Raw genomic sequence first — 25,325 nt, forward strand, 5'->3', positions numbered from 1 at the left:
GGTCGAGCGCCCGGCGATCGAACGGTTCCGTTCGAGTGGGGAATCCATGATGACCTCGTGGAAGGGATTGTGGCGCGGCCGATGCCGCGCCGATGGGAGAACGACGTCACGCCGGGGCGCCCGCGATGTGGAGCGCCCCGGCGCGCGGTCAGCGCAGCGCCTGTGCCGCTGCGACCAGGTTGCGCAGCGAGGCGGTCACCTCATCGGTGTGACGCGTCTTCAGACCGCAGTCCGGGTTGACCCAGAGCCGTTCGGCCGGGACGGCTTTCAGTGCCAGGCTCAGCGACTGCTCGATCTCACCCGGGCTCGGCACGCGCGGCGAGTGGATGTCGTACACGCCCGGTCCCACACCCAGGTCGAAGCCTGCGGCCGTGAGGTCGTCGAGCACCTCCATATGAGAGCGCGCGGCCTCGATCGAGGTGACGTCGGCATCCAATTCCGCGATGGCGCCGATGATCTCGCCGAACTCCGAGTAGCACAGGTGCGTGTGGATCTGCGTGGCGTCCGCGACGCCGGAGGTCGCCAGCCGGAACGCGTCCACCGCCCAGTCGAGGTAGGCGGGCTGGTCGGCGCGGCGCAGCGGCAGCAGTTCCCGCAGCGCGGGCTCGTCCACCTGGATGATGCCGATACCCGCGGCCTCGAGGTCCACCGTCTCGTCCCTGATCGCCAGCGCTATCTGGCGTGCGGTGTCCGCGAGCGGCTGATCGTCGCGGATGTAGGACCACGCCAGGATGGTGACCGGCCCGGTGAGCATGCCCTTGACCGGCTTGGCGGTGAGCGACTGCGCGTAGGTGCTCCAGCCGACCGTCATGGCCGCCGGGCGCACCACATCGCCGAACAGGATCGGGGGCCGGACGCATCGGGTGCCGTAGGACTGGACCCAGCCGTTCACGGTGGCGGCGAACCCGTCGAGCTGCTCGGCGAAGTACTGCACCATGTCATTGCGTTCCGGCTCGCCGTGCACCAGCACGTCCAGGCCGATCTCCTCCTGCAGCGCAACGACTTCGGCGATCTCGTCCTGCATCCGCGCTTCGTACTCGGCCCGATCGATCTCCCCGCGCGACAGTTCCGCGCGCGCCACCCGGATCCGGCCGGTCTGCGGGAACGAGCCGATCGTCGTGGTCGGGAGCAACGGCAGGTGCAGTCGCTGCTGCTGGAGGGTCCGCCGCTCCGCAGCCGGGGCGCGCCGGACGTCGGTTGCACCGGCCAGGCGGGCCCGCACGGTCGCGTTGTGCAGTCGAGTGTCGGATCGCCTGTCCCGCACGGCCGTTCGCGCGATCTCCAGCTGCTCGCCGACCGCGTCCTGCCCCTCATACAGGGCGCTCGCGAGCATCCGGATCTCCGCGACCTTCTCCGCGCCGAAAGCCAGCCACGAGCGCAGCCGCGGCTCCAGCGCCGTCTCGGCGTCCAGGCTGTAGGGAACGTGCAGCAGCGAGCAGGAGCTCGATACGGCGACCTGGGCGCCGCCCTCGCGCAGGGCGGCCAGCCGGGGCAGCGCGCGATCGGGATCGACGCGCCACACGTTGTAGCCGTCGACGATGCCGGCCACGACGAGCGTGTCCCGAAGCGACTGCGCCGCAACCACATCGGCGTCGCCGCCTGCGACCAGATCGACGGCGATGCCCTCGACACCGGTCGCCGCCAGCACCGGCAATGCCTCACCCAAGCGGCCGAAATACGAGGCCACCAGGAGCGCCGGCCGTGCGGACACCTCGGCCAGCCGGCGATAGACGGTGTGCACCAGCGCCAGTTCGGTCTCGCTCAGGTCGGTGACCAGCACCGGTTCATCGAGCTGCACCCAGCGCGCGCCCGCCTCCGCCAGCAGGCCCAGTAGCTGCTCATACAGCGGCAGCAGATCCGGCAGCCGGTCCAGCAGGGTGCTGCCGTCCACCGATTTGGCCAATTTCAGGAACGTGATCGGTCCGACGATCACGGGACGGGCTGGAACACCCAGTGCCAGTGCCTCTTTCAGCTCGGCCAGCGGCTTGGCCGGATGCAGCGAGAACTCCGTCGCGGCCGAGAGCTCCGGCACCAGGTAGTGGTAGTTGGTGTCGAACCACTTGGTCATCTCCAACGGTGCGACCTCGGCGGTGCCGCGCGCCGCGGCGAAGTACCGGTCCAGCTCGTCCTCGATGCCGCGCACCCGGTCCGGCAGCGCACCCAGCAGCACCGCGGTGTCGAGCACATGGTCGTAGTACGAGAAGGTCCCCACCGGAACCGAATCCAGGCCGGTGTCGCGGATTCGCAGCAGCTGCGTAGCGCGCAGACCCGCCGCGACGTCGTGCAGGGTCGCGGCGTCGATCCGCCCGGCCCAATAGGACTCGACCGCGCGCTTGAGCTCGCGGTTGGGCCCGATGCGCGGCAATCCGAGCACCGTGGCGGTGAAAGTGTTGTCAGGGTTCAGCATTGATGAACTCCTTGGTCAGTAGCCGATGGCCGCCGCCCTTAAGAACGCACGCTGACGGAGCCCGCAAAGCATCGATCCCGTGCCCAGGTCCCACTCGGCGTACCGCCCAATCCACGAGGCGACGACCGCCGGATACGGCGTATCCGGCACAACGGGCAGGTCTTCGGACTCGTGGGCATCGACCCGGAAGGGTCGGCCCCGGCGCTCGAGGCCCGGGGTTGGTCCTACTGGCCGTCGCTTCCCAGGCATCATTTCTTGCGCCCAGTGCGAATGACGGCTGTCGTTCCCACTCACCGCTGCGGGACAGTCCCGGATTCTCACCGGGTTCCCTCTCACCCGCTCGGCACGCGAACGCACCGCCGGGCTTCGACGCCATCGGATGGATCAGGGGCTCCTCGACTCCACCTCCGGCGAACCAGCTGCGATGGCGAATATAGCGAAGGTTCTCACGAACCTGTTGCGCGGCCGGTGCGATCCCATCAGGTGGACCCGGATTGACCAGCGGGGATGTGTCTTCGTATGGTGATTCGACGATGTCCTGAGGAATCCGGTGCAATTCCGGAGCGGTCGCGCCACTGTGAGCATCCCGGTAGGGGTGCGAGTCAGACCCTCGCATCGTGAATTCGATCGACTGTGGGGACGCGAAATCCCCCTGACTCAAAGGGGTCACCGTGGCTACGTCCTACGCTCCTCGTTCCGGTCTCGGCACCGGCGCGCTCGCCCTCCCCACCACCGCCCTGTGGCTGGTCGGCACCACCGTTCTCGCGCTGCTCGCGATCTACTTCATCGGCATCGACCAGGGTGCGGTGTCGATCTTCGGCAGTGACATGCACGTCCACGAGTTCGTGCACGACGGACGGCATTTCCTCGGGTTCCCCTGCCACTAGTCGCGGGAATCGAGTCACCACAATGGAAAAGCGAATCATTGGCCGAGGAGTCCTGCTGGGCGCACTCGGCGGATTGCTGGCGTTCGTCTTCGCCCGGATTCTGGCCGAGCCCATCATCAATAGGGCCATCGACTACGAATCCGGCCGCGACGACGTGCAGATGGCCCTCGACAAGGCCGCCGGAAAGCCCATGGCCGACATGGGTCCTGACATCTTCACCCGCACCCAGCAGGAGAACATCGGGCTGGGCTTCGGCGTGATCGTGTTCGGCGCGGCGCTGGGTGCGCTGTTCGCGGTCGTCTACTTCCTGGCGCTGCGTAAGGCCGGCAAGATCGCCCCCCGCAATCTGGCGCTGCTGGTGTCGGGCGGCATGTTCCTGGTGCTGTACGCGGTGCCGTTCCTGAAATATCCGGCCAACCCGCCCTCGATCGGGCATCCGGAGACCATCAAGGAACGAACGGCGCTGTTCGTGGGCATGATCGTGATCAGTGCGGTTGTCCTGCTCGCCGCCATCTGGCTGGGCCGGAAACTGGCGGCACGGCTGGGTAACTGGACCGCCACCATCGCGGTTTCCGCAGCCTTCGTGGTGGTCATGGGCGCGGTCATGGCATTGCTCCCGTCCCTCGGGAAGCTCTCGGCCAATAAGGAGTACGGCGACTTCGCCACCGAAACCCCGCAGCCACTGAAGGATCCGTCCGGAACGATCGTGTACCCCGGCTTCCCCGCCGACGATCTCTATCACTTCCGGCTGTATTCCTTCGCCGCCCAGCTGATCCTGTGGGCGGTCATCGGCGTCGGCTTCGCCTGGCTCGCCCCGCGCCTGCTCGGCGACCGCTCGACCACGACCGAACTGGCCGCATGAGCGCGGTCACCCGCCTCACCCTGGTGACGCACGCGATCACCGACGCCGTGCAGGCCGCCCGCTTCCCGGCCGACGAACCGCTCAACCCGCTCGGGTCGCAGTCGGTCGAGAAAGCGGGCGGCCTCCCCGGCCTCGAACCCGCCGTCGTCTACCACGCCCCGGAAATCCGTACGGCCCAAACCACTCACGGTCTGGGCTTGACCGGAACTCCCGAGCCGGCCCTCCGGGATATCGACCACGGCACCTGGAGCGGCCGGTCGATGGATGCACTTCCGCCCGACCAGCTGATGGCCTGGCTCACCGATCCCGCCTACCGCGCCCACGGCGGCGAATCCATCATCGGACTCCTCGACCGCGTCGGCTCCTGGCTGACCTCCCTGGCCGGCCGAGGCGGCCGCATCGTCGCGATCACCCACCCCGCCGTGGTCCGGGCCGCGGTGTTGCTCACCTTGAACGCCCCCGCGGAGTCCTTCTGGCGCATCGACATCCCGCCGTTGACGGCCACCACGCTCCACCATCGCGCCCCCGCCTGGACCCTGCGGACCACCGCCCACGACCTCATCGTTTGATCGTCGGTGGCGAGAGCGGACCTCCAGCGGCGGTCGCTCACGCGGGTTATCGGATCCCGACGATCACGCGGTCGTCGCCGTACTGCCACACGATTCCGGATTCGGCGAAGCCCGCCTCGCGTGCGAAGGCGATGTAGTCGTGGACGGTAGGTCGGTCGTCGACCGGGTGGGCGAATCCGCCGTCGCGCAGGCGGACCAGGTCGGCCAGTTCGGGAGCGTGGTCGACCGCGGCCCACCACGCGTCCCAGTCCTCCGAACCCGCGGTTCCCATGCGTTGGGCACGGTGGGCGGTCATGGCTTCGCCCAGTGCGTCCAATCGCGGGCCGGTGGCTCCTTCGTGGAGATGGTCCCCGTCGATGAACAGACCGCCGGGTGCGAGTGCGTCCGCGCAGGTGCGGATCAGCGCGCGAAGCGGTTCACGGTTCATCCAGTGCAGAGCGGTGGTGCTCACGAACGCGTCGGGCACTCGATGCAACCGGAGTCTGTCGAGCCAATCGCGCTCGCGCAGATCGGCGTTCACCGTACGGAATCGCGGTGACCCCAGGGTCATCTCGGCCAATGTCAGCAGCAGCGGATCCACGTCCACTCCGACGATGGTGGCGGCAGGCATTCGCGTGAGCAGCCGGTCCGACAGCGTTCCCGGACCGACGCCGAGGTCGACGATCAACGGGTCCGTCCGGTCGACAAGTTCGGTCAGGACGTCACCGATCACCTCGAACCGCTGTTCGCGATCGGGCATGTAGTGCTCCTGCTGACGATCCCACCGGCCGACCCAGTACCGCGCCCGCGACATATCGAGCTTGCTGGTCGTCACACGAATCCTCCTCGCAGGTAAGGTATTTCGCGCATTCTGCGACAACCGCCGCCGAGTCCTCCCCGGTCGACGCGCTTCGACGCCCCAGCATAAGTGTGTTCAACCCAATACAAGACCATTTGGTCCGGTTCAGAGCGAAAAGACTTCTGCGGCCGCTCACGGACAGAGTCGGATATGAGGTCGCAACTCGTGCGCACCCGCCGATGGTCCGGGCATCCCGGATATCACCGCGGCGTGCTGGTATGCATGCATTGCCGTAAAACCCACTCGATACAGAAAAGGAACCGGGATATGACCGACGAACACTCCCACGTCGAGCCCCATACCCATCCGCACAGTCACGGCACCCATACCCATACCCACGCCCACAGCACGCACGAGCATGACCACAGCGAACACGAACACACCCATACGCACGAGGATGGGACCGTGCATTCGCATCGCCATGTGCATCAAAGCGATCTACTCGACGATCACTCACACACCCACGACTGAGCCGAACCGTGCGGGAACACGGCTGCGGTGTGGCTGGGCGTCAGCTGGTCAGTCCTGGTCGGTTCGAGGCTGGAGTCCGGCAGTCCATTTCTCTTCGATGCGTCCATAGCGCCAGGCGAGGATGGCGATGGCCCAGGTCGCGACGAACAGGCCGACGATGAGGTAGCCGATCAGGTTGAGGTCCAGGGCGCTGATCCAGTCGAAGAAGCCCCCGGTCCAGCCGAATTGGTCGGCGAGCAGGCCGAGAAGTTCGACGGTGCCGATGATGAGGGCGACCGCGACCGAGAGCGCGGTGATGGTGATGTTGTAGTAGACCTTGCGCACGGGTTTGGCGAAGGCCCAGCCGTAGGCGAAGTTCATGAAGCTGCCGTCGATGGTGTCGAGCAGGCTCATGCCGGCGGCGAACAGGATCGGCAGGCACAGGATCGCGTACCAGGGCAGGCCCGCCGCGGCGCTGGTGCCGGCCAGGACCAGCAGCGCGACTTCGGTGGCGGTGTCGAAGCCGAGGCCGAACAGCAGCCCGATCGGGTACATCTGCCAAGGCTTGGTCACCGACTTCATCACCGGACCCAGCAGCCGGTTCACCAAACCGCGTTGTGCGAGCTGGTTTTCCAGCTCGGCCTCATCGAACTGGCCGCCGCGCATGCGCCGGAACACACGCAGAATGCCCACCAGCACAGCGATATTGATGATCGCGATGATGTAGAGGAACGTCCCCGAGACGGTCGTTCCGATCAGTCCGGTGTAGTGGTGCAGCGCCGAGGAGTCGTCCTCGACCGGCCCGACGATGGCCTTCACACCGATCGAGAGCAGCAGCGCCAGACCGAAGACGACGCTGGAGTGGCCGAGGGAGAAGAAGAATCCGACCGACAGCGGTCGTTGCCCGTCGTGCATGAGCTTGCGGGTGGTGTTGTCGATCGCAGCGATGTGGTCGGCGTCGAAGGCATGCCGCATGCCCAGCGTGTAGGCGGTCAAGCCGACGCCGACACCCAGGGTCCGGTCGCCCAGGCTGAAATGCTGCGGAGCGACGAACGCGACCAGGGTGAACCAGCCCAGCACGTGCAAGCCGATGATGACCCCGGCCATCGCGGCCAGCCGCAGCCATTCCGGGCGGGTCAACGCCAGCCGATCGGTGACCGCGCGAAAAGGTTTCAGGATTGCAGACATCACGATATCCCCTCTCCGCGCGAGCCGAATTCATCGAAGGTAGAACGCATCCCGCCTTGTTGCAAGTGATTGGCAAGACGGGGGTTGGCGGTCGAGCGGGTCGAAACGGCAGACTGGGGGCCATGGCGCGCGTTTCGCACCTCACTCACGCCCCGGCGCCGACCGGTGAGCACAACGCTCGCCGGCTGCTGCGCAGCCGCGGACTGCGGTGCACCGCACCACGACTGGCTGTGCTGTCGATCCTGGACGGATCGCGCGAGCAGGGGCACCTGACCGTGGCCCAGATCCAGCAGGGCCTCGCCTCGGCCGGCCACGAGGTCGACCTCACCACCGTCTACCGGACCGTGGCGACCCTGGTCGACGCGGAAGTGCTGCACGCCTTGGTTATCGATGAACGGATCACCAGTTACGGACTCACCGACATCCCGCACCATCACGCGGTGTGCACCCGGTGTGGCGCGATCGACGAGGTCCCCTCGGCGCATCTCACCGTGGCCCTGGCCGAAGCACGCAACGGCAGCCGCTTCGCCCTGCCCGACACCGGCGGACTCACCCTGCACGGTTTATGCCCAGCCTGCCAGCAGGACACCGAGGACTGACCACGCAGGAACCGCGGTCGACTACTCGATGAGTTTTATGGGGTCAATTCATGTTCGCGATGTGGTGTCGGATGACGTCGTCGACCGGGTGCCGGGTCGGGCCGGAATCCGGGGGATCGGCGCCGTCGAGAATGGAGTCGAGGATGGCCGCCCGGTCGAGAGTGGCCGGGACTCGGTGTGATTCACGCGCGCTGACGATGACCGCGTGCAGGACGGTTGCGTAGATCTGGGAGCGGGGCACGGTCAGTCGCCACCCGCACAGCTCGCGCTCGCGCAAGCGGGCCTCGACGATATCGAGAACATCCTTGATCACCTGAATCTCGACTCGATCGTAGTCATCCCGGTCGCAGTCATCGCAGGGCATGGCGACCGCCGAGAAACAGTGCACCCCAACCGGAGAGCGCGTCACGTAGCACGGCGAGCGGCGATCTACGGGCTGCATTGGTGCGCGTGGCACGCGGGTCCAGCACCATACGGCCAGCCGCGACCAGCGCGGTGCGTGCCCGCCGCCGCACCCGGCAGGTATCAACGCCGCACCCGAGATGCAGCTGCATGGCCGTATGCGCTTGCGCGGCAGTGAGTTTGCCCGGATCCGAGTAGCACGACCACAACCCGCGTACCGAATAGCCGACCTTGGTTTTGCTGGCCGTTACGCGTTCGGCGTCGGCCAGCTGCTTCTCGTGTTCGATGCGGTCGATGATGGCTTGCACCGACCACGCGCCGTCGTAGGACATCTCGCTACCTCCCTGCCGTCGTTGTGGTTTCAGCACACCACCAGCGACGCGGCGGATACAGTGATATCGGGTTCCCGGCCACATGTCGTTCGAATCGGCATGAACAGATTCGGAAAGGCAGTGGATCACACCCGATTTCGCGATCCAATCAACCCGATTTCGCGTAATGATGGGACGCCGATATGCCCGGTACTTGCGATGACGACACTGAGTTCGCCCCGAGTTCGACGCTTCCGCGGCGGCAGTTGGGACGGTTTCTGCGGGAGTGGCGTGAAGCCAACGGGTTCACTCTCGCGGCTGCTGCGAAGCTGGTTGATTTATCCGCCTCGGCGCTGCAGCGCATCGAGGCGGGACAGACGCAAAAGGTTCGCAAACAGGATGTGCGCGCACTATGCGACGTCTACGGCGTCGGCTCATCCGAAACAGCTGCTGCCATCGATCTGGCAACGATCGCCAGGATGCAAGGTTGGTATCGCGCCTACGGTGGGTTGTACTCGGATGCGTTCAATATGTATGTGGGTCTCGAGGCCGCCGCCCGGCGGCTGATCACCTACCACGAACATGTACCTGGACTGTTGCAGACCTCCGACTATGCCCGCGCGGTGATCGGCGCGTACCCGGGATTCGTCAGCAGCAGCGACATCGATCGTCGTGTCGAGTACCGTATGAAGCGGCAGGCGATCATTACCCGCAAGACCAATCCGGTTGCGCTGGAGGTACTTCTGCACGAGTCTGCGCTGCATCGAGTGATCGGCAGCCGACGGACCATGGAGGCCCAGTTGCGTCACCTGGCCGAGGTTTCCAAGCTGCCCAATGTCATTCTGCGCATCCACCCGTATTCGGCGGGATTGGCTTGGGGAATGCGGCATGGGTCGTTCACGATCCTCGAGTTCGACACCACCACCACAGCAGACGGGCCCGTCGAGCCGCCGATTGTGTTCATCGAAGGTGGCCCGGCTCAGGATGTGTACCTCGAAAAGCGTGATGACGTGCGGCTCTATAGTGAATTTGCTTCGGCGATCCGAAGCGCCGCACTGGAGGATCAGCCGACCCGGGAGTTGGTTCGCCGGGTGACGAAGGAGTTTGAGCATGACCAGCATTGACCTATCCGCGGCCGAGTGGTTCAAGAGCAGTCACAGTGGCAGCCAAAGTGATTGCGTTGAGGTCGCGCATCTGGACGGCGGCATGGTCGGTGTCCGGGACTCCAAGAATCCGACCGGCCCGGCTCTGGTCTTCGGGCCGGGGGAGTGGGATGCCTTTACGTCCAGTGTGGTCGCCGGAACGTTCGGTCATCCGGCCTGACGTCGATCGGCCTGATGCTGCGGTGACAGGTCAAGTAGATCATCGGGTTTCGGCCTGACGCGCAACTTCCGAGGGCTCGGCACCGCAGCGACACCGATGTGGGTGCGTGGCCGTGCGCGATGTCGGTGGTGCGGATCTTTGTGTGGCGGAGTTGGATTCGCTGATGGTCCGAGGCGCGTCCGAGGGCTCGGCCCGCTCCCTGTCGGAAACGAGGGAGTGGGCGTCGGCCGACTCTGGCTGCCGGACAGAGGGTTCCGGGTCGGTCGAACCTTCGGCTAGCCGGAGATGCTGGGGAGCGGGCAGCCGAAGCTGCCGGTGGAGCCGGCTGCGCCGACCTGGACGGTCAACGGCGTCAGGGGCATGGGGGTGTTGAAGCTGAAACCGGCTGTGGCGGTGAGGACGTGCTGGCCCGGGGTGGCCGGTGTCCACGAGACTTCGGCCGGGTTGCCGAGCAGGCTGGTGCCGACCTTGCCGGTGCCGATGGTGGCCCCGTTGTCGTAGAAGGTGACGGGCATCTCGTTGAACGAGCTGCTGCCGCCGCCGACCAGGTCGCCGCTGGTCAGCGTGTAGCTGCACCCGGCCTGCGGGTTCGAGCCCTTCAGCGTCACGTCGCCGATGCCGGCGGCCCCGGCGTCCGGGGCCGCGGCCAGCAGCAGCGCGCCCGTGCCCGCGACCGCCGTCACGGCGAGTTTCGCGTGGCGCACCCAGGGTGTTGTCATGGCGTCCCTTTCACTACGAGATGTCCGCGCGGTCACGAACATCCGACGCGATCCGCGACCACGCCGAGATAGTGAAATTAACATGCTTCAGAATTGGCCGAGCCCGATTCGCAGCAGCCGGACCGGCAGCCGTCCGGCTGCGCGAAGTTCCTGGTCAGTCGCAGAGGCGGACCGCGTCGGTCTTCTTGTCGGCATAGCGTGAGAGGGTGCCGCGCTCGCTGTCCTGGATGACCGCGAGGGTTTCCCAATGGTCGCCCATCCAGTTGAGGAGGGTGACCTGCTTGCCCGTCCGGTTCCAGTACGAGGTGAGCAGGTCACCCTTTCCGGCATTCCCGATGTCGTGGAGGAAGCAGTCGGAGTTGGCCTGGACAACCAGGTTTCCGGTGCCGTCGCGGCCTTCCCATCCGCAGAACATGCCACCGGGGCAGTCATAGGCGTAGGCGTGCGCGGGGGTCGCGGCGACCAGGGCTGTGGCGGTGAGCGCGCCGAAAGTCAAGGCGACGGCGGCGAGGGGCGCGAGACGCGCGCTGTTCGAGCGGGACACTGTTTCCTCCTCTGGTGGGACACCCAACTGCGGGTGCTGCGGGGAAGCGTATGAACCGCAAGCACTTTCGGGCGTCCGCTGAAATACTCACCGCGCCTACTCATTCGAAGTGGATGGCCGGGCGCCCGGTTCCCCACATCCCGAGTCCGGGCCGAGGCTGGCGGAAGCTGGACGACCTACCCCACGAGGAAACCGGCCTCGGCTCAACGAGGTGAGCCTGGGCTGAGCCGAATCGCCTTCCAGAACTCGTATCTCGGCTAGCGTGCACGCCAGGATCACCACGGACAGCGAGATCACCATGGCATGGCGGTGGTAGGCGCTAGCTCGTTCTCCAGGCTCCGGCATCCGTCGTCGCCGACACACTCGGGTTCTCGATCCGGGAGTGTTGTTGGCTCCCAACATGATTTGCGAGATTCTCCAGCGCCGGCCCGACGCCCCTCATCGCGCCGGGCCGGGTGCTTTCGACGGCCTCCGACGTCGAACGGTTACGCCGACCCGGTGGTGAGGCCCTTGAACTGGTCGCCCGGGGCGGTGTTCGGGTTCTGCGAGTTGGCGGTGATCGTGAGTTTGGTCGGCGTGAACGGGGTCTGATAGGCGCCGGCCTCGGTGCCTTCCTTGCACTGGGTGCGGACCCAGTAGGTGCCCGCGGGATAGTCGGCGCTGGTACCGGTGCCGGACCCGTTGGTAATGACTTGCCCAGCAACGAGAGTGGGACCGGTGATCGCGTATTCCGAGCCGACCTGAGCCGGGGCTCCCTCGTACAGCTTCACATTCGGGTCGGCGTCGATTGCCGGGTTGTAGTCGGTCTTCGTGGCGTCGAAGGCGATGCCCTCGCAGCGCAGCAACGGCAGGTCGGTCTTCAGACTCGTGATGACGGTGGTGAACTTCGTGCCGTTGACCGTCACGGTGCCGGTGCCGGTGATGGTCGCGGACGCGACGGCGGGGTTGGCGAGCAGCACCGCCGCCGCGATCCCGAGCGCCAGCCCGGCCGACCGTGACGTCGTGAATGTGCGCATGTGTGGTTCTCCTTCAGTTGTTTCACCGCGAGTTTCGACGACCGCGACGCCCCGACCCTGTGAGTCTGCTGCGTGTCAGCAGCGGATGGAAGGCTAGCCTTACCTAATGGTCAGAGCAAGGTTGATGTGACATGCCCCATACCGGCTCTGAACTGGGCAAATGTCCACTACTCGGGGGATTGATACCGCGCTCGATGTAGTCGCCCGTGCTCGCTGCGATCGCGATCGGAGGGGCGGTGAGGTTTTGGGTCCGATCCGGGAATTCGGGCGCGAGCATGATCAAAGCTATTGCGTGGCAATAAGTCTCGATTGCAACAGGTTTCTGTGGATTGCGATTCATGTGGGTTTCGGTGTGTTACAACGGAATTACAGATAGTTCACGTTGCTAACAATCTGGAGGTCCCCGAATGTGTGGGATTGCAGGGTGGGTGTCGTTCGAGGCGGATCTGACGCGGCGGCAGGGGGTAGTGGACGGGATGACGGAGACCATGGCGTGCCGGGGGCCGGATGCGCGGGGGACGTTCGTGCGCGAGCATGTGGCGCTGGGGCATCGGCGGCTGGCGGTGATCGACCTGCCCGGTGGGGCGCAGCCCATGGTGGCCGAGACCGGCGGGGGACCGGTGGCCATCGTGTATTCGGGGGAGGCGTACAACTATCGCGAATTGCGGAATCGGCTCCGAGGATTGGGGCATTCATTCCGGACCGATAGTGATACCGAGGTGGTGCTGCGGGGGTACTTGGAGTGGGGCGAGGGGGTGGTGGATCGGCTGAACGGCATGTACGCGTTCGCGATCTGGGATCAGCAGGGCGAGAAACTCGTGCTGGTGCGGGATCGGATGGGGATCAAGCCGCTGTACATCCACCCGACGCCGGACGGGGTGATATTCGGATCGGAACCGAAAGCGATCCTGGCCAATCCGCTCGTCCGCACGGTCGTCGACATCGACGGGATACGGGAGCTGTTCGCGTTCACCAAGGCTCCCGACTGGGCGCTGTGGCGGGGGATGACCGAACTGCTACCCGGCACGGTGATGACGGTGGACCGCAGGGGAATCCGCCGGCGCCCCTACTGGCGGCTCACGGCCCGCGAGCATTGTGACGGCACCGGGCGGACGGTGGAGAAGGTGCGCGACCTGCTCACCGACATCGTCGATCGGCAACTCGTGTCCGACGTGCCGCGCTGCGTGCTGCTGTCCGGCGGCCTGGATTCCAGCGCCATCACCGGCCTCGCCGCCCAGCAACTCGCCCGCCGGGGCGAGCGGCTGCGCACCTTCTCGGTGGACTTCGTGAACCAGGAGGCGAACTTCGTCCCGGACGAGATGCGCGACACCCCGGATTCCCCGTTCGTCCGCGATGTCGCCCGCCTGGTGGGTTCCGAACACCGCGATGTGGTGTTGAATCCGGCCGAGCTCTCCGATCCTTCGGTGCGCCGGGCGGTGATCGGCGCCCGCGACCTCCCGCTCGGCCTCGGCGATCTGGACAGCTCTCTGTACCTGCTGTTCCGCGCGATCCGGGAGCAGTCGACTGTGGCGCTGTCCGGCGAATCCGCCGACGAGGTATTCGGCGGCTACCGCTGGTTCCACGACGGCGTGGCCCTGAAGGCCGACACCTTCCCGTGGCTCGCCTTCAATTCCGCCTTCACCCTCGAATCCCGCTGGGACATCCTCCATCCCGACCTGCGCAGCCGGCTGCGCCTCCCCGAGTACGTGGCCGACCAGTACGCGACGGCCGTCGCCGAGGTCGATCACCTCCCGGGCGAATCCGACCTCGAACACCGCATGCGCTCCGTCTGCCATCTGCATCTGACCCGCTTCGTCCGCCAGCTGCTGGACCGCAAGGACCGCATGTCCATGGCGGTGGGACTCGAAGTGCGCGTGCCATTCTGCGATCACCGGCTCGTCGAGTACGTGTACAACACGCCCTGGGAACTCAAGACCTTCGACGGCCGCGAGAAGAGCCTGCTGCGGGCGGCGGCGAAACACGTGCTGCCGCAATCGGTCGTGGACCGCGTCAAGAGCCCGTACCCGTCCACCCAGGACCCGGGGTACGCAGCCAATCTGCAGCAGCACGTGAAAGAACGCCTGATGGAACACGATTCGCTGTTGTTCGACCTCCTCGACCGTGAGTGGCTACTGCGGGCCGTGGAACAGGATCCGGCCCGCATGGCCCCGCAGGTCCGCGTCGGTCTCGACCGTGCCATCGATATCGGCACCTGGCTGGATCTGTATTCGCCGGATCTGCAATGGAATTGAACCCGGCGATGTCAGCGGCTTCTCGAGACTGCGGCGCTCGACTTCCCGGAGCAGCGCGTGCACCCGCGGGTCACGGGCCAGGCGGGAATCGAGCACGGAATTGATCACGCCGCGCAGCAGCGAGTAGGGCATCCAGGCCAGCGGCGAGATGGCCTGGGGTGTGCGGTGCTCGATGGCGTCGGCGATGGTGCGCGCGGCGTGCTCGGCGGTGATACGGGTGCTCAGCGGCCACGGCAGCAGCGCCTCGATGCGGCGGCCGAGTTCGTCCCGGTCGAGGGTCGAGTGGGTCATCTCGGTGTCGACGATCCCGAAATAGGCGACGCCCGCGGACGCCCCGTGCGGCGCCAGCTCGACCCGCAGCGCCCGGCCGAGCTGCTCCACCGCCGCCTTGCTGATCATGTACGGCGCGCCGCCCATCCCCGGAGCGAAAGCGGCGCACGAGGACACGACCTCGACATGCCCGCGCGCGGCGATGATGTGGTCCAGCGCCGGGTGCACGGTATTGAACACCCCGGTGAGGTTGATGCCGATGACCCGGTCGAACTCGGCGGGATCCATGGTCCGCAGCGTCGCCGGCGGCGGCACCACGCCCGCGTTCGCCACCACGATGTCGAGATGCCCGAAGTAGGCGACCACCTGCGGAATCGCCTCGGCCATGGCGGCCCGGTCGGAGACATCCGCGATCACCGGCAGGGCCCGATCACCCAGGGCGGCGGCCAGCGAGGTGGCGGCCCGGGCATCGACATCGACGATGGCGACCGACGCGCCCCGCCGGTACAGCACCCCGGCGAGTTCGCGGCCGATACCCTGACCGGCCCCGGTGATCAGGGCGACCCGCCCCTCGGGACGGAAGGGGCCGGGACCGGGGAGACAGCGCGGAGTGGACATCAGCGGCTCATTTCGTAGGAGTCGGCGTCGAAACGCCGGGTGCGCCGGCGGTATTCGAAGCTCCAGTTGGGGTACAGGCCGGCATTGCGGCCGTCGGCGGTGGTGTAGTAGCTCTGGCAGCCGCCGGTCAGCCACACGGTGTCGGCGCTGCGGCGGTCCATCTCGTCGAGGAAATCGTCCTGCACCTCGGGACGCAGCTCGATACGGTCGATTCCCCTGTCGCGCATGGTCTTCACCGCATCCACGATGTAGGCGATCTGGGATTCGATCATGTAGACGGCCGATTGGTTCCCGGCCGCGCCGAACGGGCCCAGCGTGCAGAAGAAATTGGGGAATCCTGCGACGGCCGCGCCCAGATAGCTCTGCGGCTCATGGTGATACAGGTCCGCGATGGACTGCCCGTGCCGTCCGATATAGCGGTGATACGCCGACGGAATCGAGGTGAAGCCGGTGCCGAAGATGATGGTGTCGACCGCGTGCTCGGTGCCGTCGCGCAGCACGATCGAGTGCGGGCGCACCTCGGCGATGCCGTCGGTGACGACCTCGACATTCGGCTGATCCAGCGCCGGCAGATAGGCGTCGGAGAAGATGGCGCGTTTGCATCCGATGACATAGTTCGGGGTCAGGGTCTTGCGCAGCGCGGGATCGCGCACCTGCCGTAGCAGCTGCAACCGGCCCAGTGCCTCGTACGGATGGCGGAACCGCTTGTCCACCAGTGAGATAAGGCCGAAGCCCTCGATGGCCGCGTACCAGCCACCACGGATCGCTTTCTGGGCAAGAGGAATCCGACGTAGTAGCGTCCGCTCCAGACCCAGTGTCCGCCGATCCATCCGTGGCACGATCCAGGGTGCGGACCGCTGGAACAGCAGCAGCCGGTCGACCACCGGCTGGATCTCCGGCACGAACTGCACCGCCGACGCGCCCGTGCCGATCACGGCCACCCGCTCGCCGGTCAGGTCATGGTCGTGATCCCAGTGCAGCGAGTGGAAGGTCTTGCCCGCGAACCGATCCAACCCCGGCAATTCGGGATACTTGGCCTCCGCGAAGATGCCCGCCGCGGAGATCAGGACATCGGCGGTGAGCGCACCCCGGCTGGTCTCCACCCGCCACCGTGAGTGCGCCTCGTCCCAGCGTGCGTCCAGCAGTTCGGCGCCGAATCGGATGTGCCGCACCACATCGTGGTCCGCGGCGACCCGGCGCAGATACTCCAGGATCTCGGCCTGGCGCCCATAGGTCCGCGACCAGTCCGGATTCGGGGCGAACGAATAGCTGTAGAGCTGTGAGGGGACATCGCACGCGCAGCCGGGATAGGTGTTGGCCCGCCAGGTCCCGCCCAGATCCTCGGCGCGCTCGAGGATCACCAGGTCCTCGAACCCGGCCTCGCGCAGTTTGATCGCCAGGCCGATGCCCCCGAATCCGGCCCCGACGACGGCGATCCCGACATGTTCGGCCGGTGTCGAATCGGGTTCGGCCACAGTTGTTTCCGTATCAATCGACATGAGCGTTCCCCGCGTTCAGAGATCGAGCACGAGCGCGTCGCCGCAGGCGCGGGACACGCAGAGCAGCATCCGGTTCTCCCGCTCGGCCGCGGTGAGCAGCCGGTCGCGGTGGTCCACGTCGCCCGCGCGGACCCCGACCTTGCAGGTGCCGCAGAAGCCCTGGCGGCAGGAGTAGTTCACATCGGGCAGCACCCGCCGCACCGCCGTGAGCGCCGTCTCCTCCGCGCCGACCCGGACCGTCCGGCCGCTGCGCGCCAGGGTGATGTCGAAGGCCCGGCCGTCGACCACGGGCGGCGCCGAGAAGCGTTCCGTGTGCAGTGATCCCGTCGGATCCAGTGTGAACCGGCAGCGTTGCGCCGCCTCCAGCATGGCGGGCGGACCGCACACGTACACGGCCGCACCGGGTTCCGCACTCGCGATGATCGCGGCGATATCGGGCGGTCCGACCTCGTCGTCGGGCCGTACCTCCGCGTCGGGCAGCTCGTCCAGGAACGGCATCGTCGCCCGCGACCGTCCCGCGTACACCAGTCGCCCGCGCGACCCGGCGGCCCGCACCATCGGCAGGATCGGGGTGATGCCGATCCCGCCTGCCAGGAACAGATACGACGGCGCGTCCACCAGCGTGAAAGCATTGCGCGGCCCGCGAATTCGCATGCGGTCCCCGACCCACAGCGACTCGTGCAGCTCGCGCGACCCGCCTTCGCCGTCCGGGATCAGCCGCACCGCGATCCGGTACCGCGTCCGATCCCGTGGATCTCCGCACAACGAGTACTGCCGTTGCCGCCCCGACGGCAGGAACACGTCCACGTGCGCCCCGGGCCGCCAGCTCGGCAGGTCCCGCCCGTCCGGGGCTCGCAGCGTCACCGCGAGTACATCGGGCGCGGGCCGCTGCAGCCGCTCGACCACCGTGTCCAGCTCGAACCCGCTGTGGCGCACCGGGTTCGACGGAGACAGCAGCCGCGCCGTGCGGCCGCTCACGAACAGCTGCTTGTAGGCGTCCATCATCCCGCCGAGCATCCGCAGGCTCGCGGGCATCGTCCCCGCATCCACGGGGTCGACCGCATGCGCCCGGCCAGTCGCGCTCGCCAGGTCCGGGCTGCCGGACCGGTGCGCCGCGCCGACCCGGGCCGGGACGGCCGTTCGGCTCTTGGCGCCCAATTGGATTCGCATGCTCACGCTGTCCTCTGGGCTCACTCGGCAGCCGCCCGCGCCGCTGGGGAATGCGCCAGATACCGCAGCGCCACATCCATCGGGCCCAGCTGCGACGGATGGAAGCCCGGCCGCAGATACCGCGGAATCTCGGTGAAGAACACCGTCCAGCTGGGAATCACGCCGCGACGCGTCGCGCTCAGGAACTGCCGCGCCCAGAAGCTCCCCTTCCGCGGCGACGGATCCTTCCGGTACAGATATCCGGCCGAAACGATGAACAGCGGCAGCAGCGTCGCGCTGGCCAGTACCGCGGTGCGCGCCTTCCGCAGATACCCGCCGTCGAGGTACATGTACGCGTCGTAGACCACGCTGCGGTGCTCGACCTCCTCGGCCCCGTGCCAGCGCACCAGGTCCAGCATGGCCGGATGCATGCCCTCGGCCTCCAGAATGTCGGCATTGAGCAGCCATTCGCCGATGACGGCCGTGTAGTGCTCCATCCCGGCAAACAGGCCCAGCCGCTCCTTGAGCCACTCCTCGCGCGCCCGGCCGCTCAGCCCGTGATCGCCGAGAATCCGATCGACCAGCCAGGCAATGGCATCGACATAGGAGTCGACGTCCAGCCCGAGGGACTGCAGGTGCCGGCGCGCCGCCTCGTGACTGCTGGCGTGCATGGACTCCTGCCCGATGAACCCGGTCACCTCCTCCCGCAGCCGCTCGTCGTGGATGTGGGGGAGGGCCTCCGCCAGCGTCTGCGCCATGGCCCGTTCGCCCTCCGGCAGCACCAGGTGCATGACATCGACAATGTGGGTTGCCAGGACTTCGCCCGGAATGTAGTGCAGCGGAACGGAATCGAAATCGAACCGCACATCGCGGGCGGAGATGGCGTGCGCCTCGTCGCGGTAGTGGCGCTGCGTCGCGCCAGCCTTGTCAGCCATGACCGAACCGTACAGCGCAACAAATCCTATTGCAATGTTGCAGCTACAAATTATCCGAGATTGTTGCATCGGGGGTGGTGCCTGCTAGCGTGGATCCGGTGACGACCGCGTCGAAAAACCCGCTGACCCGCACGGATGCCGCCGATGACATCGAGACGCGCATCCTCGACGCGGCACTCGTGCAGTTCCAGAAGGTCGGGGTCAAGAAGACGACGATCGAGGACGTCGCCAAGCAGGCCGGCGTCGACCGGGTGACCGTCTACCGCCGGCTCGGCTCCCGCGACGACCTGGTACAGGCCGTCGTCAGCCGCGAGGTCGGCAACCTGCTGGCCGAACTGTCGAGCATGCCGGACCGGCACGACGACCTACCCGGACTGGTTGCCGACATCTTCGTCACCGTCATCACCCGCTGGCGGGCCCATCCGCTGGTGGAACGGCTGCTCGCGGTCGAGCCGGACCGAATCCTGGTGAAACTCACCGTCGAAGGCACGACCACCTTCGCCATGTCCGTCGCGGCCACCATCCAGATCCTGGAGCGGGCCGCCGCCCGGGGCCTGTTCGAGGCCCCGGCCGATCTGGCCGCGCGCACCGAAATCGGCTGCCGCATAGTGCATTCGCTGATTCTCGTCGGCGGCGGCGCGGCCACCCTCGAAACCCCGGACGAGCTGGGGGAATTCGCACGCACGTATCTGGTGCCGATCCTCGTCGGGTAGGCGATTGCCCGACTACAGCACCGCCTGGGTCTGGGTCACCTTGGCGACGAGTTTGCCCGCCTCGTCCCGGATTTCGGTCTCCATCACGATGAAGCTGCGCCCGGCGTGCAGCGGACGGGCCGTGGCGGTGGCGTGACCCGAGCGCAGGGCCCGCAGGAAGTTCGTCTTCGACTCCACCGTGGTCGTGCCCTGCTTGCCCGCCGGCAGATTCAGGAAAGCGCACACCGCGGCGGTGGCGTCGGCCAGCGACATGAGCGCGCCGCCGTGCATCGATCCGCCCAGGGTGCACAGCTTCTCGCGCCACTCCAGGCGGCTGCGCACCAGCTCCGGGCCGCACTCCAGGACCTGGACGCCGAGGCCCTCGGTGAACGGCATGGTGGCGAACAGCTGGGCGCCCGTCGGGGCGGTGGTGATCTCGGTGTCGGTCATGCGATCGACTCTGCCCGACGCCGGGCCGCGCGTCGATTACCTCGCGGGTAATCGTGCGGGCTCCGAAGTTGCCGCCGATGCGCGAGGTAATCGCCTGTGCTCCGCGGTGATCGGCGGGTCCGCGGCCGCGCGCCGGGCGACGATTCTGGAAGACTCGGCACGTGCAGGTTGGTGTGCTCGGGCCCGTTCGGGTCCATGCGGAGGATGGGACGCCGGTGGAGATCCCCGGCGTGCGGGTGCGGATGCTGCTGGCGCGGCTGGCGCTGGAATCGGGGCGGGACGTGCCGGTGACCGCGCTCATCGACGGACTCTGGGGTGAGGAGCCGCCCGCCGAGGCGGCCGGAGCATTGCAGGCCGCGGTGTCGCGGCTGCGGAAGGCATTGCGCGGCGTGGGCACGGTCGAATTCGGGACCGGCGGCTACCGGCTGCCCGGGGTGACGGTGGACGCCGATCGGTTCGAGGACCTGGTGCGGCAGGGCCGTCAGGAGCTGGCCGCCGGGCGGGCGGAGGCCGCCACCCGCCGGCTGGGCGAGGCCCTCGCGCTGTGGCGCGGACCCGCGCTCGGCGATGTGCAGGACGCACCGTTCGCCCAAGCCACCGCGACCAGGCTGGACGATCTGCGGGCCGCGGCGGTCGAGGACCGGTTCGAGGCCGAGCTGCGGCTGGGCCGGTACGCCGATGTGCGCACCGATCTCGAGATCGCCGGAGGGGACAATCCGCTCAGCGAGCGGCTGGCCGCGCTGCGCATGCGGGCGTTGGCGGCGGCGGGACGGCAGTCGGACGCGCTGGCCGTGTACGAGGAGATGCGGGAGCGGCTGGACGAGGAACTCGGCATCGATCCGGGGGCCATCCTGCGGGACACACATCTCGCGCTGCTCCGGGGCGAACTCGAAACCCCCGCTCCGCGTAGGGAACCCGTGACCCGGACGCTGCCCGTACGCCTGACCGGATTCATCGGGCGCGAGGCGGAACTCGCGGAACTGGCCGGGCTGCTGGCGGATTCGCGGCTGGTCACCATTGTCGGACCCGGCGGGGCGGGCAAGACCCGGCTCGCGCTGGAAGCCATGGACCGGCAGGCCACCGGGGCGGTGTTCTTCGTACCGCTGGCCGAACTGGGCGCGCCCGACCAGCTCGCGGACGCGGTGGCCGGGGCGCTCGACAGCGACTCCGCCGACCGGCCGGACAAGACCGCCCGGCTGACCGAACTACTGGACGTCGGGCCCGCGGTGCTGGTGCTCGACAACTGCGAGCACGTCATCGCGGACGCCGCGGCCCTCGCCGAACAGCTGCTGGATCGGCTGCCGCAGCTACGCGTACTGGCCACCAGCCGGGAACCCTTGGCCATCACCGGCGAGGCGCTGTGCCACCTGGGACCGCTCGGTGTTCCGGTCGAGACAGCGGATCCCGTTGTGGCCCAGAGTGCACCGGCCGTCCGGCTGTTCACGGATCGCGCCGCCGCCATCCGCCCCGGCTTCACCCTCGACGACGCCACCGTCGCCCCCGTGGTGGAGATCTGCCGCCGACTCGACGGCCTCCCGCTGGCGCTGGAACTCGCCGCCGCCAAGCTGCGCGCCATGAGTGTCGACCAGGTCGCCCGGCGGCTCGGCGACCGCTTCCGGCTGCTCACCTCCGGCAGCCGCACCGCCCTGCCTCGGCAGCGCACCCTGCTCGCCCTGGTGGAATGGAGCTGGGACCTCCTCGACGAACCCGAAAAGATACTGGCCCGAAGGCTTTCCGCCTTCCCCGGCGGCGCCAACGCCGAGGCCGTCGAAGCCATCTGCGCCGACGGCGACCTCCCCATCGAGGACATCGTCTACCTCCTCGACGCCCTGGTCGAGAAGTCCCTCGTCACCGTCACCCCCGACGACCCGCCGCGCTACCGCATGCTCGAAACCATCCGCGCCTACGCCGCCGACCAGCTCACCCGCTCACCCGACGACCTGACCCCGCTCTTCACCGACTACTACCTCACCCTCGCCGAACAGGCCGAACCCCACCTCCGCGGCACCGAACAGCTCACCGCCATCGCCCTTTTCGACGCCGAACACGCCAACCTCGCTGCGGCACTTCGTACCGCCCTCGGCCCCAGCCCCGCCCCGGAGACGGCGATGCGGCTCGTGCGGGCCATGTTCTGGTACTGGGGAATCCGGGGGATGAGCAGCCAGTTCGAGAGCTCGCTCGATGCGGTCCTGCGGTTCGGTGACGAGCTCCTGGCGGCCGCGCGGGCCGCCTTCCGGGTGATCGCGCTGATGGCCGGTTCGCCGCCCGCCGGGAGCTCGCTGACCGCGCTCATCGAGGACTGTGTGCAGGCCGGAGGGCTGGAATTCCATGCGGCCGTACCACTGTGGACGGCGCTCCTGGCGGCGCGCGCCGACGACGAGAAGCTGGCCGAACGGCAACTCGAGCAGGCGCTGACCTGGCCGGACCCGTGGGTGCGGGCCAGCGCGCAGCTCGCCCGCGACATCGCCCTGACGGGGCAGGGGCGCCTGCACGAGGGGGCCGCCGCGCGACGGGAAGCCTTGCGCGGCTTCGAAATCGTCGGCGACCGCTGGGGTCTGGGCATGGCGCTCCTCGCCGTCGGCCGCGCCCACTCTCTGCAGGGCGACCACGACCAGGCCCGCGTCGCCTACGCCCGCGCCGTCACCCTCGCCTCCGAACTCGGCACCGAGGACGACATCGTCGCCGCCCGCACCGCCCTCGCCGACGAACGCATGCGCGCCGGCGAACTCGCCGAAGCTGCCCGCGACATCGACGCCGCCCAGCGCCTCGCCGCCGACCAGGGCTTCCCCCGCCTCGCCGCCGTCATCCTCCTCACCAGCGCCGAATTGCACCGCCGCACAGGCGATATCACCCGCTCCGACCGAGAACTCGACCAGCTCGAGCACCGCTTCCGCCACCTGCCCTATCCAGAAGCGATGGCCGCCAACCACATAACGGTCGCCCGCCTCCGCAACCGCCTCACCGAAGGCTCACCCGCCGCGGCCCGCGCCCTGCTTCCCCGCGCCATCGAAGGCGCCTTCACCTACGGCGACTCCGCCGCCACCGCCCAGGCCCAAGCCCACGCCGCCGAACTCCTCGCGAAACTCCGTCTCCTGGAAGACAACCCGTCCGCTGCCGCCACCGCCCTCGGCCTCAGCCAAGTCATCCGCGGCACCGCCGACCACGGCGAGCCCGAAATCACCACCCTGACCACGACCCTCACAAACCTCCTGGGCGACACCGAATACCACCGCGCCTACCACCTCGGCGCAGACCTCCCTCGACCAGAGGCCCTGGCCAGCCTCGCGACAGAGGCGACCCCTGCCCCGTAATCGAAACCAACAAGTCGACCCGCGACTTTCCACGCGCTGGACGCTGTATTCTGATCGCCAGAGCTCGCCGCCCCCTCAATGAATTACGTCCTGCGGCATCGGAAAATTGGTAGAGACGTAACCGATAATCTCCATCCGGGTGGCGTCGGTCGATTGCCGACGGGGCTCTGGAGCGATTCTCCGTCCTCAGAAAGAGCAAGGTCCTCCTGGACTTCAACCCGCATCGCTCGTGAGCGCCGGCGGGCCCGACACGATCGAGGATGAGCGCCATGACCACACACAGCACCATCGGCATTCTCGGAGCAGGAAATATCGGCCAGGCGGTTGCGGACAAGGCCGTCCGTCAGGGCCATGAGGTACTCATCGGCAACAGCCGGGGCCCGGAGACGCTCCGGGCCGTCGTGGAGCAGTTGGGGCCGAAGGCCCACGCGGTGACGGCCGGGGAGGCCGCGCAGGCGGAACTCGTGTTCCTCGCGTTGCCGTTCTTCGCCGTGCCGGATCTGACCGGGCTCACCGACTGGTCCGGGAAGATCGTCGTCGACACGACGAATCAGTTCGCCGCGGCGAACCCCTGGCGGGGCCGCTACGACGTCGGTGACCTCACGGGCAGCGAGTGGGTCGCCGAGCGCCTTCCCGGCGCGCGGGTCGTGAAGGCATTCAACACCGTGTTCGCCGCATTCATCGCCGCGGACCCCCAGCATGCCGAGGGCCGGCAGGTGATCTTCTACGCGGGCGACGATGCCGAGGCGAAAGCCGCCGTGGCCGGATTGCTGGACGAGTTCGGATTCGCCGGGCTGGACCTCGGTGGTCTGCGTGCGGGCGGACAGCTGATGCAGCTGGACGGTCCGCTCAACGCGCGGCACCTCCTGCTTCAGGACGTCGGCTGACGCTCTGGCCATCTCGGTCGACTCGGCCACAGCGCGATAACCAGTTAGTTGCCGAAAGGTTCTGTATGGGAGCAGAATCGAGCGGGTGGAAGCGGGGCGTCGGCTCCGGTCGAGATAGTTCAGGCGATCGATGACACCACGAGGTGACCTTGATGCGAATGGACGGGGACAGCTGGGACATCGTGACGAGCGTGGGGCTGACCGCCTTGGGCGTCGCCACGTTTCGCGCACTCGAGACGATCGATCCCGAGCCGATGATCCGCGACGACTACGCGGCGTGGTTCGTCGAGGCGGCGGGTGAACCGCACTTCACGCAGATGCTGGAGGACCCGGCGTCCGTGGGCAACATGACGCGATTCGGGCGGTTCATGGGTGTCCGGACGAGGTTCTTCGACGAGTTCTTCGCCGCGGCGTGGCAGCAGGGTGTGCGGCAGGCGGTGATCCTGGCATCCGGTCTGGATGTGCGCGCGTACCGGCTGGATTGGCCCGCGGGCACGGTCGTCTTCGAGATCGATCAGCCCCGGGTGCTGGAGTTCAAGGACCAGGTTCTCGCCGAGCACGGTGCCGTGGCCAAGGCCGATCGACGCGTGGTGGCGGTCGATCTGCGCGACGATTGGCCCGCTGCGCTCACGGCCGCGGGATTCGATCCGGAGCGGCCGACGGCGTGGTCGGCCGAGGGGCTGTTGCCGTTCCTGCCGGGTTCGGCACACGACGCATTGTTCGAACGCATCGACGCCCTCTCCGCGCCCGGCAGCAGCGTGGCCACCGACGACTTCGGCCGCGGCTTGGACCCGCAACGCTTCGAAGACACGGAGGAGAAGTTCTTCGGCAGCAACCCCTTCGGGAACCTGGACGTGAGCGACCTCTGGTACGACGATGCCCGCGCTGTTCCCGGCGACTGGCTGGCCCGGCACGGCTGGTCGGTCCAGAGCACCGCTCCCGTCGACCTCGCCGCCGGCTACGGCCACCCGATCACCGATATGCCCGCCGAACTGCTCGATCTCATCCAGCAGGCGCACTACGTGAGCGCCGAAAAGCGCAGCTGAACCCGCATATGGGATGTGACGGAATTCGGTGCATGAAACAAATTGAGAAATATTCGGCTTCGATCTTGCGTCAGGTTCTATCGGATTAGTATTTCGAATCC

At 67.5% G+C, this 25,325-nt stretch carries 24 protein-coding genes, 1 pseudogene and 2 riboswitches; of the genes and pseudogenes, 12 read left to right on the forward strand and 13 right to left on the reverse strand.

Annotated elements, in window-relative coordinates; all coding sequences use genetic code 11:
- Positions 1–148: 148 nt before the first annotated feature.
- Complete coding sequence (metE, locus tag ACFXN1_RS14515; protein ID WP_379441665.1) at positions 149–2,407, reverse strand: 5-methyltetrahydropteroyltriglutamate--homocysteine S-methyltransferase; 2,259 nt, start codon at positions 2,405–2,407, stop codon at positions 149–151.
- A gap of 136 nt (positions 2,408–2,543) precedes the next feature.
- A riboswitch (cobalamin riboswitch) is annotated at positions 2,544–2,773 on the reverse strand.
- A 124-nt stretch (positions 2,774–2,897) separates the two neighbouring features.
- A riboswitch (cobalamin riboswitch) is annotated at positions 2,898–3,040 on the forward strand.
- A 38-nt stretch (positions 3,041–3,078) separates the two neighbouring features.
- Between metE and ACFXN1_RS14520 the strand changes: the two genes are divergently transcribed.
- From ACFXN1_RS14520 to ACFXN1_RS14530, 3 genes are read left to right on the forward strand one after another with little or no spacing between them, the layout of a single operon-like run.
- The gene (locus ACFXN1_RS14520) at positions 3,079–3,294 is read left to right on the forward strand and encodes a CbtB-domain containing protein (protein ID WP_357003714.1); all 216 of its coding nucleotides are present in this window, start codon (positions 3,079–3,081) and stop codon (positions 3,292–3,294) included.
- A gap of 22 nt (positions 3,295–3,316) precedes the next feature.
- Complete coding sequence (locus ACFXN1_RS14525; protein ID WP_379399975.1) at positions 3,317–4,156, forward strand: CbtA family protein; 840 nt, start codon at positions 3,317–3,319, stop codon at positions 4,154–4,156.
- Positions 4,153–4,725, forward strand: coding sequence for a histidine phosphatase family protein (locus ACFXN1_RS14530; protein ID WP_379441663.1), 573 nt, complete (start codon positions 4,153–4,155; stop codon positions 4,723–4,725). Before ACFXN1_RS14525 ends, ACFXN1_RS14530 begins: the two co-directional genes overlap by 4 nt.
- 46 nt (positions 4,726–4,771) lie before the next feature.
- Here ACFXN1_RS14530 and ACFXN1_RS14535 read toward each other — a convergent pair whose 3' ends face one another.
- A complete protein-coding gene (locus tag ACFXN1_RS14535; protein ID WP_379441662.1) occupies positions 4,772–5,539 on the reverse strand; it encodes a class I SAM-dependent methyltransferase in 768 nt (255 codons plus the stop codon).
- Between the two features lie 291 nt (positions 5,540–5,830).
- Between ACFXN1_RS14535 and ACFXN1_RS14540 the strand changes: the two genes are divergently transcribed.
- Positions 5,831–6,034 (forward strand): zinc transporter Slc39a7, encoded by a 204-nt coding sequence (locus tag ACFXN1_RS14540; protein WP_379441660.1) that lies wholly within the window; start codon positions 5,831–5,833, stop codon positions 6,032–6,034.
- A gap of 48 nt (positions 6,035–6,082) precedes the next feature.
- On the opposite strand, the gene ACFXN1_RS14545 is transcribed toward ACFXN1_RS14540, so the two are convergent.
- A complete protein-coding gene (locus ACFXN1_RS14545; protein ID WP_379441659.1) occupies positions 6,083–7,201 on the reverse strand; it encodes a HoxN/HupN/NixA family nickel/cobalt transporter in 1,119 nt (372 codons plus the stop codon).
- 122 nt (positions 7,202–7,323) lie between these two features.
- Here ACFXN1_RS14545 and ACFXN1_RS14550 point away from each other — a divergent pair, with 122 nt between their 5' ends.
- Positions 7,324–7,800 carry a Fur family transcriptional regulator gene (locus tag ACFXN1_RS14550; protein WP_379441657.1) on the forward strand — a complete coding sequence of 159 codons (477 nt, stop codon included), beginning with the start codon at positions 7,324–7,326 and terminating at the stop codon, positions 7,798–7,800.
- Between the two features lie 43 nt (positions 7,801–7,843).
- Here the strand turns inward: ACFXN1_RS14550 and ACFXN1_RS14555 are convergent, their stop codons facing one another.
- Together ACFXN1_RS14555 and ACFXN1_RS14560 are read right to left on the reverse strand one after the other, a co-directional pair.
- On the reverse strand, positions 7,844–8,113 hold the full coding sequence (locus tag ACFXN1_RS14555) for a hypothetical protein (protein WP_379441656.1): 270 nt from the start codon (positions 8,111–8,113) through the stop codon (positions 7,844–7,846).
- Positions 8,114–8,150: 37 nt separating this feature from the next.
- Positions 8,151–8,534, reverse strand: a complete 384-nt coding sequence (locus ACFXN1_RS14560; RefSeq protein ID WP_379441655.1) for a hypothetical protein — start codon at positions 8,532–8,534, stop codon at positions 8,151–8,153.
- A 182-nt stretch (positions 8,535–8,716) separates the two neighbouring features.
- Between ACFXN1_RS14560 and ACFXN1_RS14565 the strand changes: the two genes are divergently transcribed.
- Positions 8,717–9,637: a helix-turn-helix domain-containing protein gene (locus ACFXN1_RS14565; RefSeq protein WP_379463594.1), complete on the forward strand. Its 921-nt coding sequence runs from the start codon at positions 8,717–8,719 to the stop codon at positions 9,635–9,637.
- Positions 9,624–9,836, forward strand: coding sequence for a DUF397 domain-containing protein (locus ACFXN1_RS14570; protein WP_379399957.1), 213 nt, complete (start codon positions 9,624–9,626; stop codon positions 9,834–9,836). Before ACFXN1_RS14565 ends, ACFXN1_RS14570 begins: the two co-directional genes overlap by 14 nt.
- A 275-nt stretch (positions 9,837–10,111) precedes the next feature.
- Here ACFXN1_RS14570 and ACFXN1_RS14575 read toward each other — a convergent pair whose 3' ends face one another.
- The 3 genes from ACFXN1_RS14575 to ACFXN1_RS14585 form a co-directional block, all read right to left on the reverse strand.
- Positions 10,112–10,555 carry a hypothetical protein gene (locus ACFXN1_RS14575; RefSeq protein ID WP_379441652.1) on the reverse strand — a complete coding sequence of 148 codons (444 nt, stop codon included), beginning with the start codon at positions 10,553–10,555 and terminating at the stop codon, positions 10,112–10,114.
- Between the two features lie 154 nt (positions 10,556–10,709).
- Positions 10,710–11,099, reverse strand: coding sequence for a peptidase inhibitor family I36 protein (locus tag ACFXN1_RS14580; protein WP_379441651.1), 390 nt, complete (start codon positions 11,097–11,099; stop codon positions 10,710–10,712).
- Between the two features lie 485 nt (positions 11,100–11,584).
- On the reverse strand, positions 11,585–12,115 hold the full coding sequence (locus ACFXN1_RS14585) for a hypothetical protein (RefSeq protein ID WP_379441649.1): 531 nt from the start codon (positions 12,113–12,115) through the stop codon (positions 11,585–11,587).
- A gap of 407 nt (positions 12,116–12,522) precedes the next feature.
- On the opposite strand from ACFXN1_RS14585, the gene asnB reads away from it, so the two are divergent.
- Positions 12,523–14,367 (forward strand): asparagine synthase (glutamine-hydrolyzing), encoded by a 1,845-nt coding sequence (gene asnB / locus ACFXN1_RS14590; protein WP_379441648.1) that lies wholly within the window; start codon positions 12,523–12,525, stop codon positions 14,365–14,367.
- Between the two features lie 6 nt (positions 14,368–14,373).
- On the opposite strand, the pseudogene ACFXN1_RS14595 reads toward asnB, so the two are convergent.
- From ACFXN1_RS14595 to ACFXN1_RS14610, 4 genes and pseudogenes are all read right to left on the reverse strand, one after another.
- Positions 14,374–15,255: pseudogene (locus ACFXN1_RS14595) on the reverse strand (short-chain dehydrogenase/reductase); the annotation flags it as partial.
- The gene (locus ACFXN1_RS14600; protein ID WP_379441646.1) at positions 15,255–16,754 is read right to left on the reverse strand and encodes a flavin-containing monooxygenase; all 1,500 of its coding nucleotides are present in this window, start codon (positions 16,752–16,754) and stop codon (positions 15,255–15,257) included. The gene ACFXN1_RS14600 and the pseudogene ACFXN1_RS14595, both read right to left, overlap by 1 nt.
- Positions 16,755–16,769: 15 nt before the next feature.
- Positions 16,770–17,789 carry a PDR/VanB family oxidoreductase gene (locus ACFXN1_RS14605; RefSeq protein WP_379441687.1) on the reverse strand — a complete coding sequence of 340 codons (1,020 nt, stop codon included), beginning with the start codon at positions 17,787–17,789 and terminating at the stop codon, positions 16,770–16,772.
- Between the two features lie 155 nt (positions 17,790–17,944).
- Positions 17,945–18,838 carry a metal-dependent hydrolase gene (locus ACFXN1_RS14610; RefSeq protein ID WP_379441645.1) on the reverse strand — a complete coding sequence of 298 codons (894 nt, stop codon included), beginning with the start codon at positions 18,836–18,838 and terminating at the stop codon, positions 17,945–17,947.
- A 98-nt stretch (positions 18,839–18,936) separates the two neighbouring features.
- Here ACFXN1_RS14610 and ACFXN1_RS14615 point away from each other — a divergent pair, with 98 nt between their 5' ends.
- Positions 18,937–19,551: a TetR/AcrR family transcriptional regulator gene (locus ACFXN1_RS14615; protein WP_379441643.1), complete on the forward strand. Its 615-nt coding sequence runs from the start codon at positions 18,937–18,939 to the stop codon at positions 19,549–19,551.
- A gap of 12 nt (positions 19,552–19,563) precedes the next feature.
- On the opposite strand, the gene ACFXN1_RS14620 is transcribed toward ACFXN1_RS14615, so the two are convergent.
- Positions 19,564–19,980 carry a PaaI family thioesterase gene (locus ACFXN1_RS14620; RefSeq protein WP_379441642.1) on the reverse strand — a complete coding sequence of 139 codons (417 nt, stop codon included), beginning with the start codon at positions 19,978–19,980 and terminating at the stop codon, positions 19,564–19,566.
- A 215-nt stretch (positions 19,981–20,195) separates the two neighbouring features.
- Between ACFXN1_RS14620 and ACFXN1_RS14625 the strand changes: the two genes are divergently transcribed.
- From ACFXN1_RS14625 to ACFXN1_RS14635, 3 genes are all read left to right on the forward strand, one after another.
- Complete coding sequence (locus ACFXN1_RS14625) at positions 20,196–23,291, forward strand: ATP-binding protein (protein WP_379441640.1); 3,096 nt, start codon at positions 20,196–20,198, stop codon at positions 23,289–23,291.
- A 269-nt stretch (positions 23,292–23,560) separates the two neighbouring features.
- The gene (locus tag ACFXN1_RS14630) at positions 23,561–24,178 is read left to right on the forward strand and encodes an NADPH-dependent F420 reductase (protein ID WP_379441639.1); all 618 of its coding nucleotides are present in this window, start codon (positions 23,561–23,563) and stop codon (positions 24,176–24,178) included.
- Between the two features lie 149 nt (positions 24,179–24,327).
- The gene (locus ACFXN1_RS14635; RefSeq protein WP_379441685.1) at positions 24,328–25,224 is read left to right on the forward strand and encodes a class I SAM-dependent methyltransferase; all 897 of its coding nucleotides are present in this window, start codon (positions 24,328–24,330) and stop codon (positions 25,222–25,224) included.
- Positions 25,225–25,325: the final 101 nt, after the last annotated feature.

It is taken from the genome of Nocardia sp. NPDC059154, assembly GCF_042755705.1.
Classification (GTDB): domain Bacteria; phylum Actinomycetota; class Actinomycetes; order Mycobacteriales; family Mycobacteriaceae; genus Nocardia.

Excerpts from the sequence above, each read along its gene's own strand:
- metE (WP_379441665.1), bottom strand. The coding sequence starts at position 2,407 with ATGCTGAACCCTGACAACACTTTCACCGCCACGGTGCTCGGATTGCCG.
- ACFXN1_RS14525 (WP_379399975.1), top strand. The coding sequence starts at position 3,317 with ATGGAAAAGCGAATCATTGGCCGAGGAGTCCTGCTGGGCGCACTCGGC.
- ACFXN1_RS14530 (WP_379441663.1), top strand. The coding sequence starts at position 4,153 with ATGAGCGCGGTCACCCGCCTCACCCTGGTGACGCACGCGATCACCGAC.
- ACFXN1_RS14540 (WP_379441660.1), top strand. The coding sequence starts at position 5,831 with ATGACCGACGAACACTCCCACGTCGAGCCCCATACCCATCCGCACAGT.
- ACFXN1_RS14545 (WP_379441659.1), bottom strand. The coding sequence starts at position 7,201 with ATGTCTGCAATCCTGAAACCTTTTCGCGCGGTCACCGATCGGCTGGCG.
- ACFXN1_RS14550 (WP_379441657.1), top strand. The coding sequence starts at position 7,324 with ATGGCGCGCGTTTCGCACCTCACTCACGCCCCGGCGCCGACCGGTGAG.
- ACFXN1_RS14560 (WP_379441655.1), bottom strand. The coding sequence starts at position 8,534 with ATGTCCTACGACGGCGCGTGGTCGGTGCAAGCCATCATCGACCGCATC.
- ACFXN1_RS14565 (WP_379463594.1), top strand. The coding sequence starts at position 8,717 with ATGCCCGGTACTTGCGATGACGACACTGAGTTCGCCCCGAGTTCGACG.
- ACFXN1_RS14570 (WP_379399957.1), top strand. The coding sequence starts at position 9,624 with ATGACCAGCATTGACCTATCCGCGGCCGAGTGGTTCAAGAGCAGTCAC.
- ACFXN1_RS14575 (WP_379441652.1), bottom strand. The coding sequence starts at position 10,555 with ATGACAACACCCTGGGTGCGCCACGCGAAACTCGCCGTGACGGCGGTC.
- ACFXN1_RS14585 (WP_379441649.1), bottom strand. The coding sequence starts at position 12,115 with ATGCGCACATTCACGACGTCACGGTCGGCCGGGCTGGCGCTCGGGATC.
- asnB (WP_379441648.1), top strand. The coding sequence starts at position 12,523 with ATGTGTGGGATTGCAGGGTGGGTGTCGTTCGAGGCGGATCTGACGCGG.
- ACFXN1_RS14600 (WP_379441646.1), bottom strand. The coding sequence starts at position 16,754 with ATGTCGATTGATACGGAAACAACTGTGGCCGAACCCGATTCGACACCG.
- ACFXN1_RS14605 (WP_379441687.1), bottom strand. The coding sequence starts at position 17,789 with ATGCCCGCGAGCCTGCGGATGCTCGGCGGGATGATGGACGCCTACAAG.
- ACFXN1_RS14610 (WP_379441645.1), bottom strand. The coding sequence starts at position 18,838 with ATGGCTGACAAGGCTGGCGCGACGCAGCGCCACTACCGCGACGAGGCG.
- ACFXN1_RS14620 (WP_379441642.1), bottom strand. The coding sequence starts at position 19,980 with ATGACCGACACCGAGATCACCACCGCCCCGACGGGCGCCCAGCTGTTC.
- ACFXN1_RS14630 (WP_379441639.1), top strand. The coding sequence starts at position 23,561 with ATGACCACACACAGCACCATCGGCATTCTCGGAGCAGGAAATATCGGC.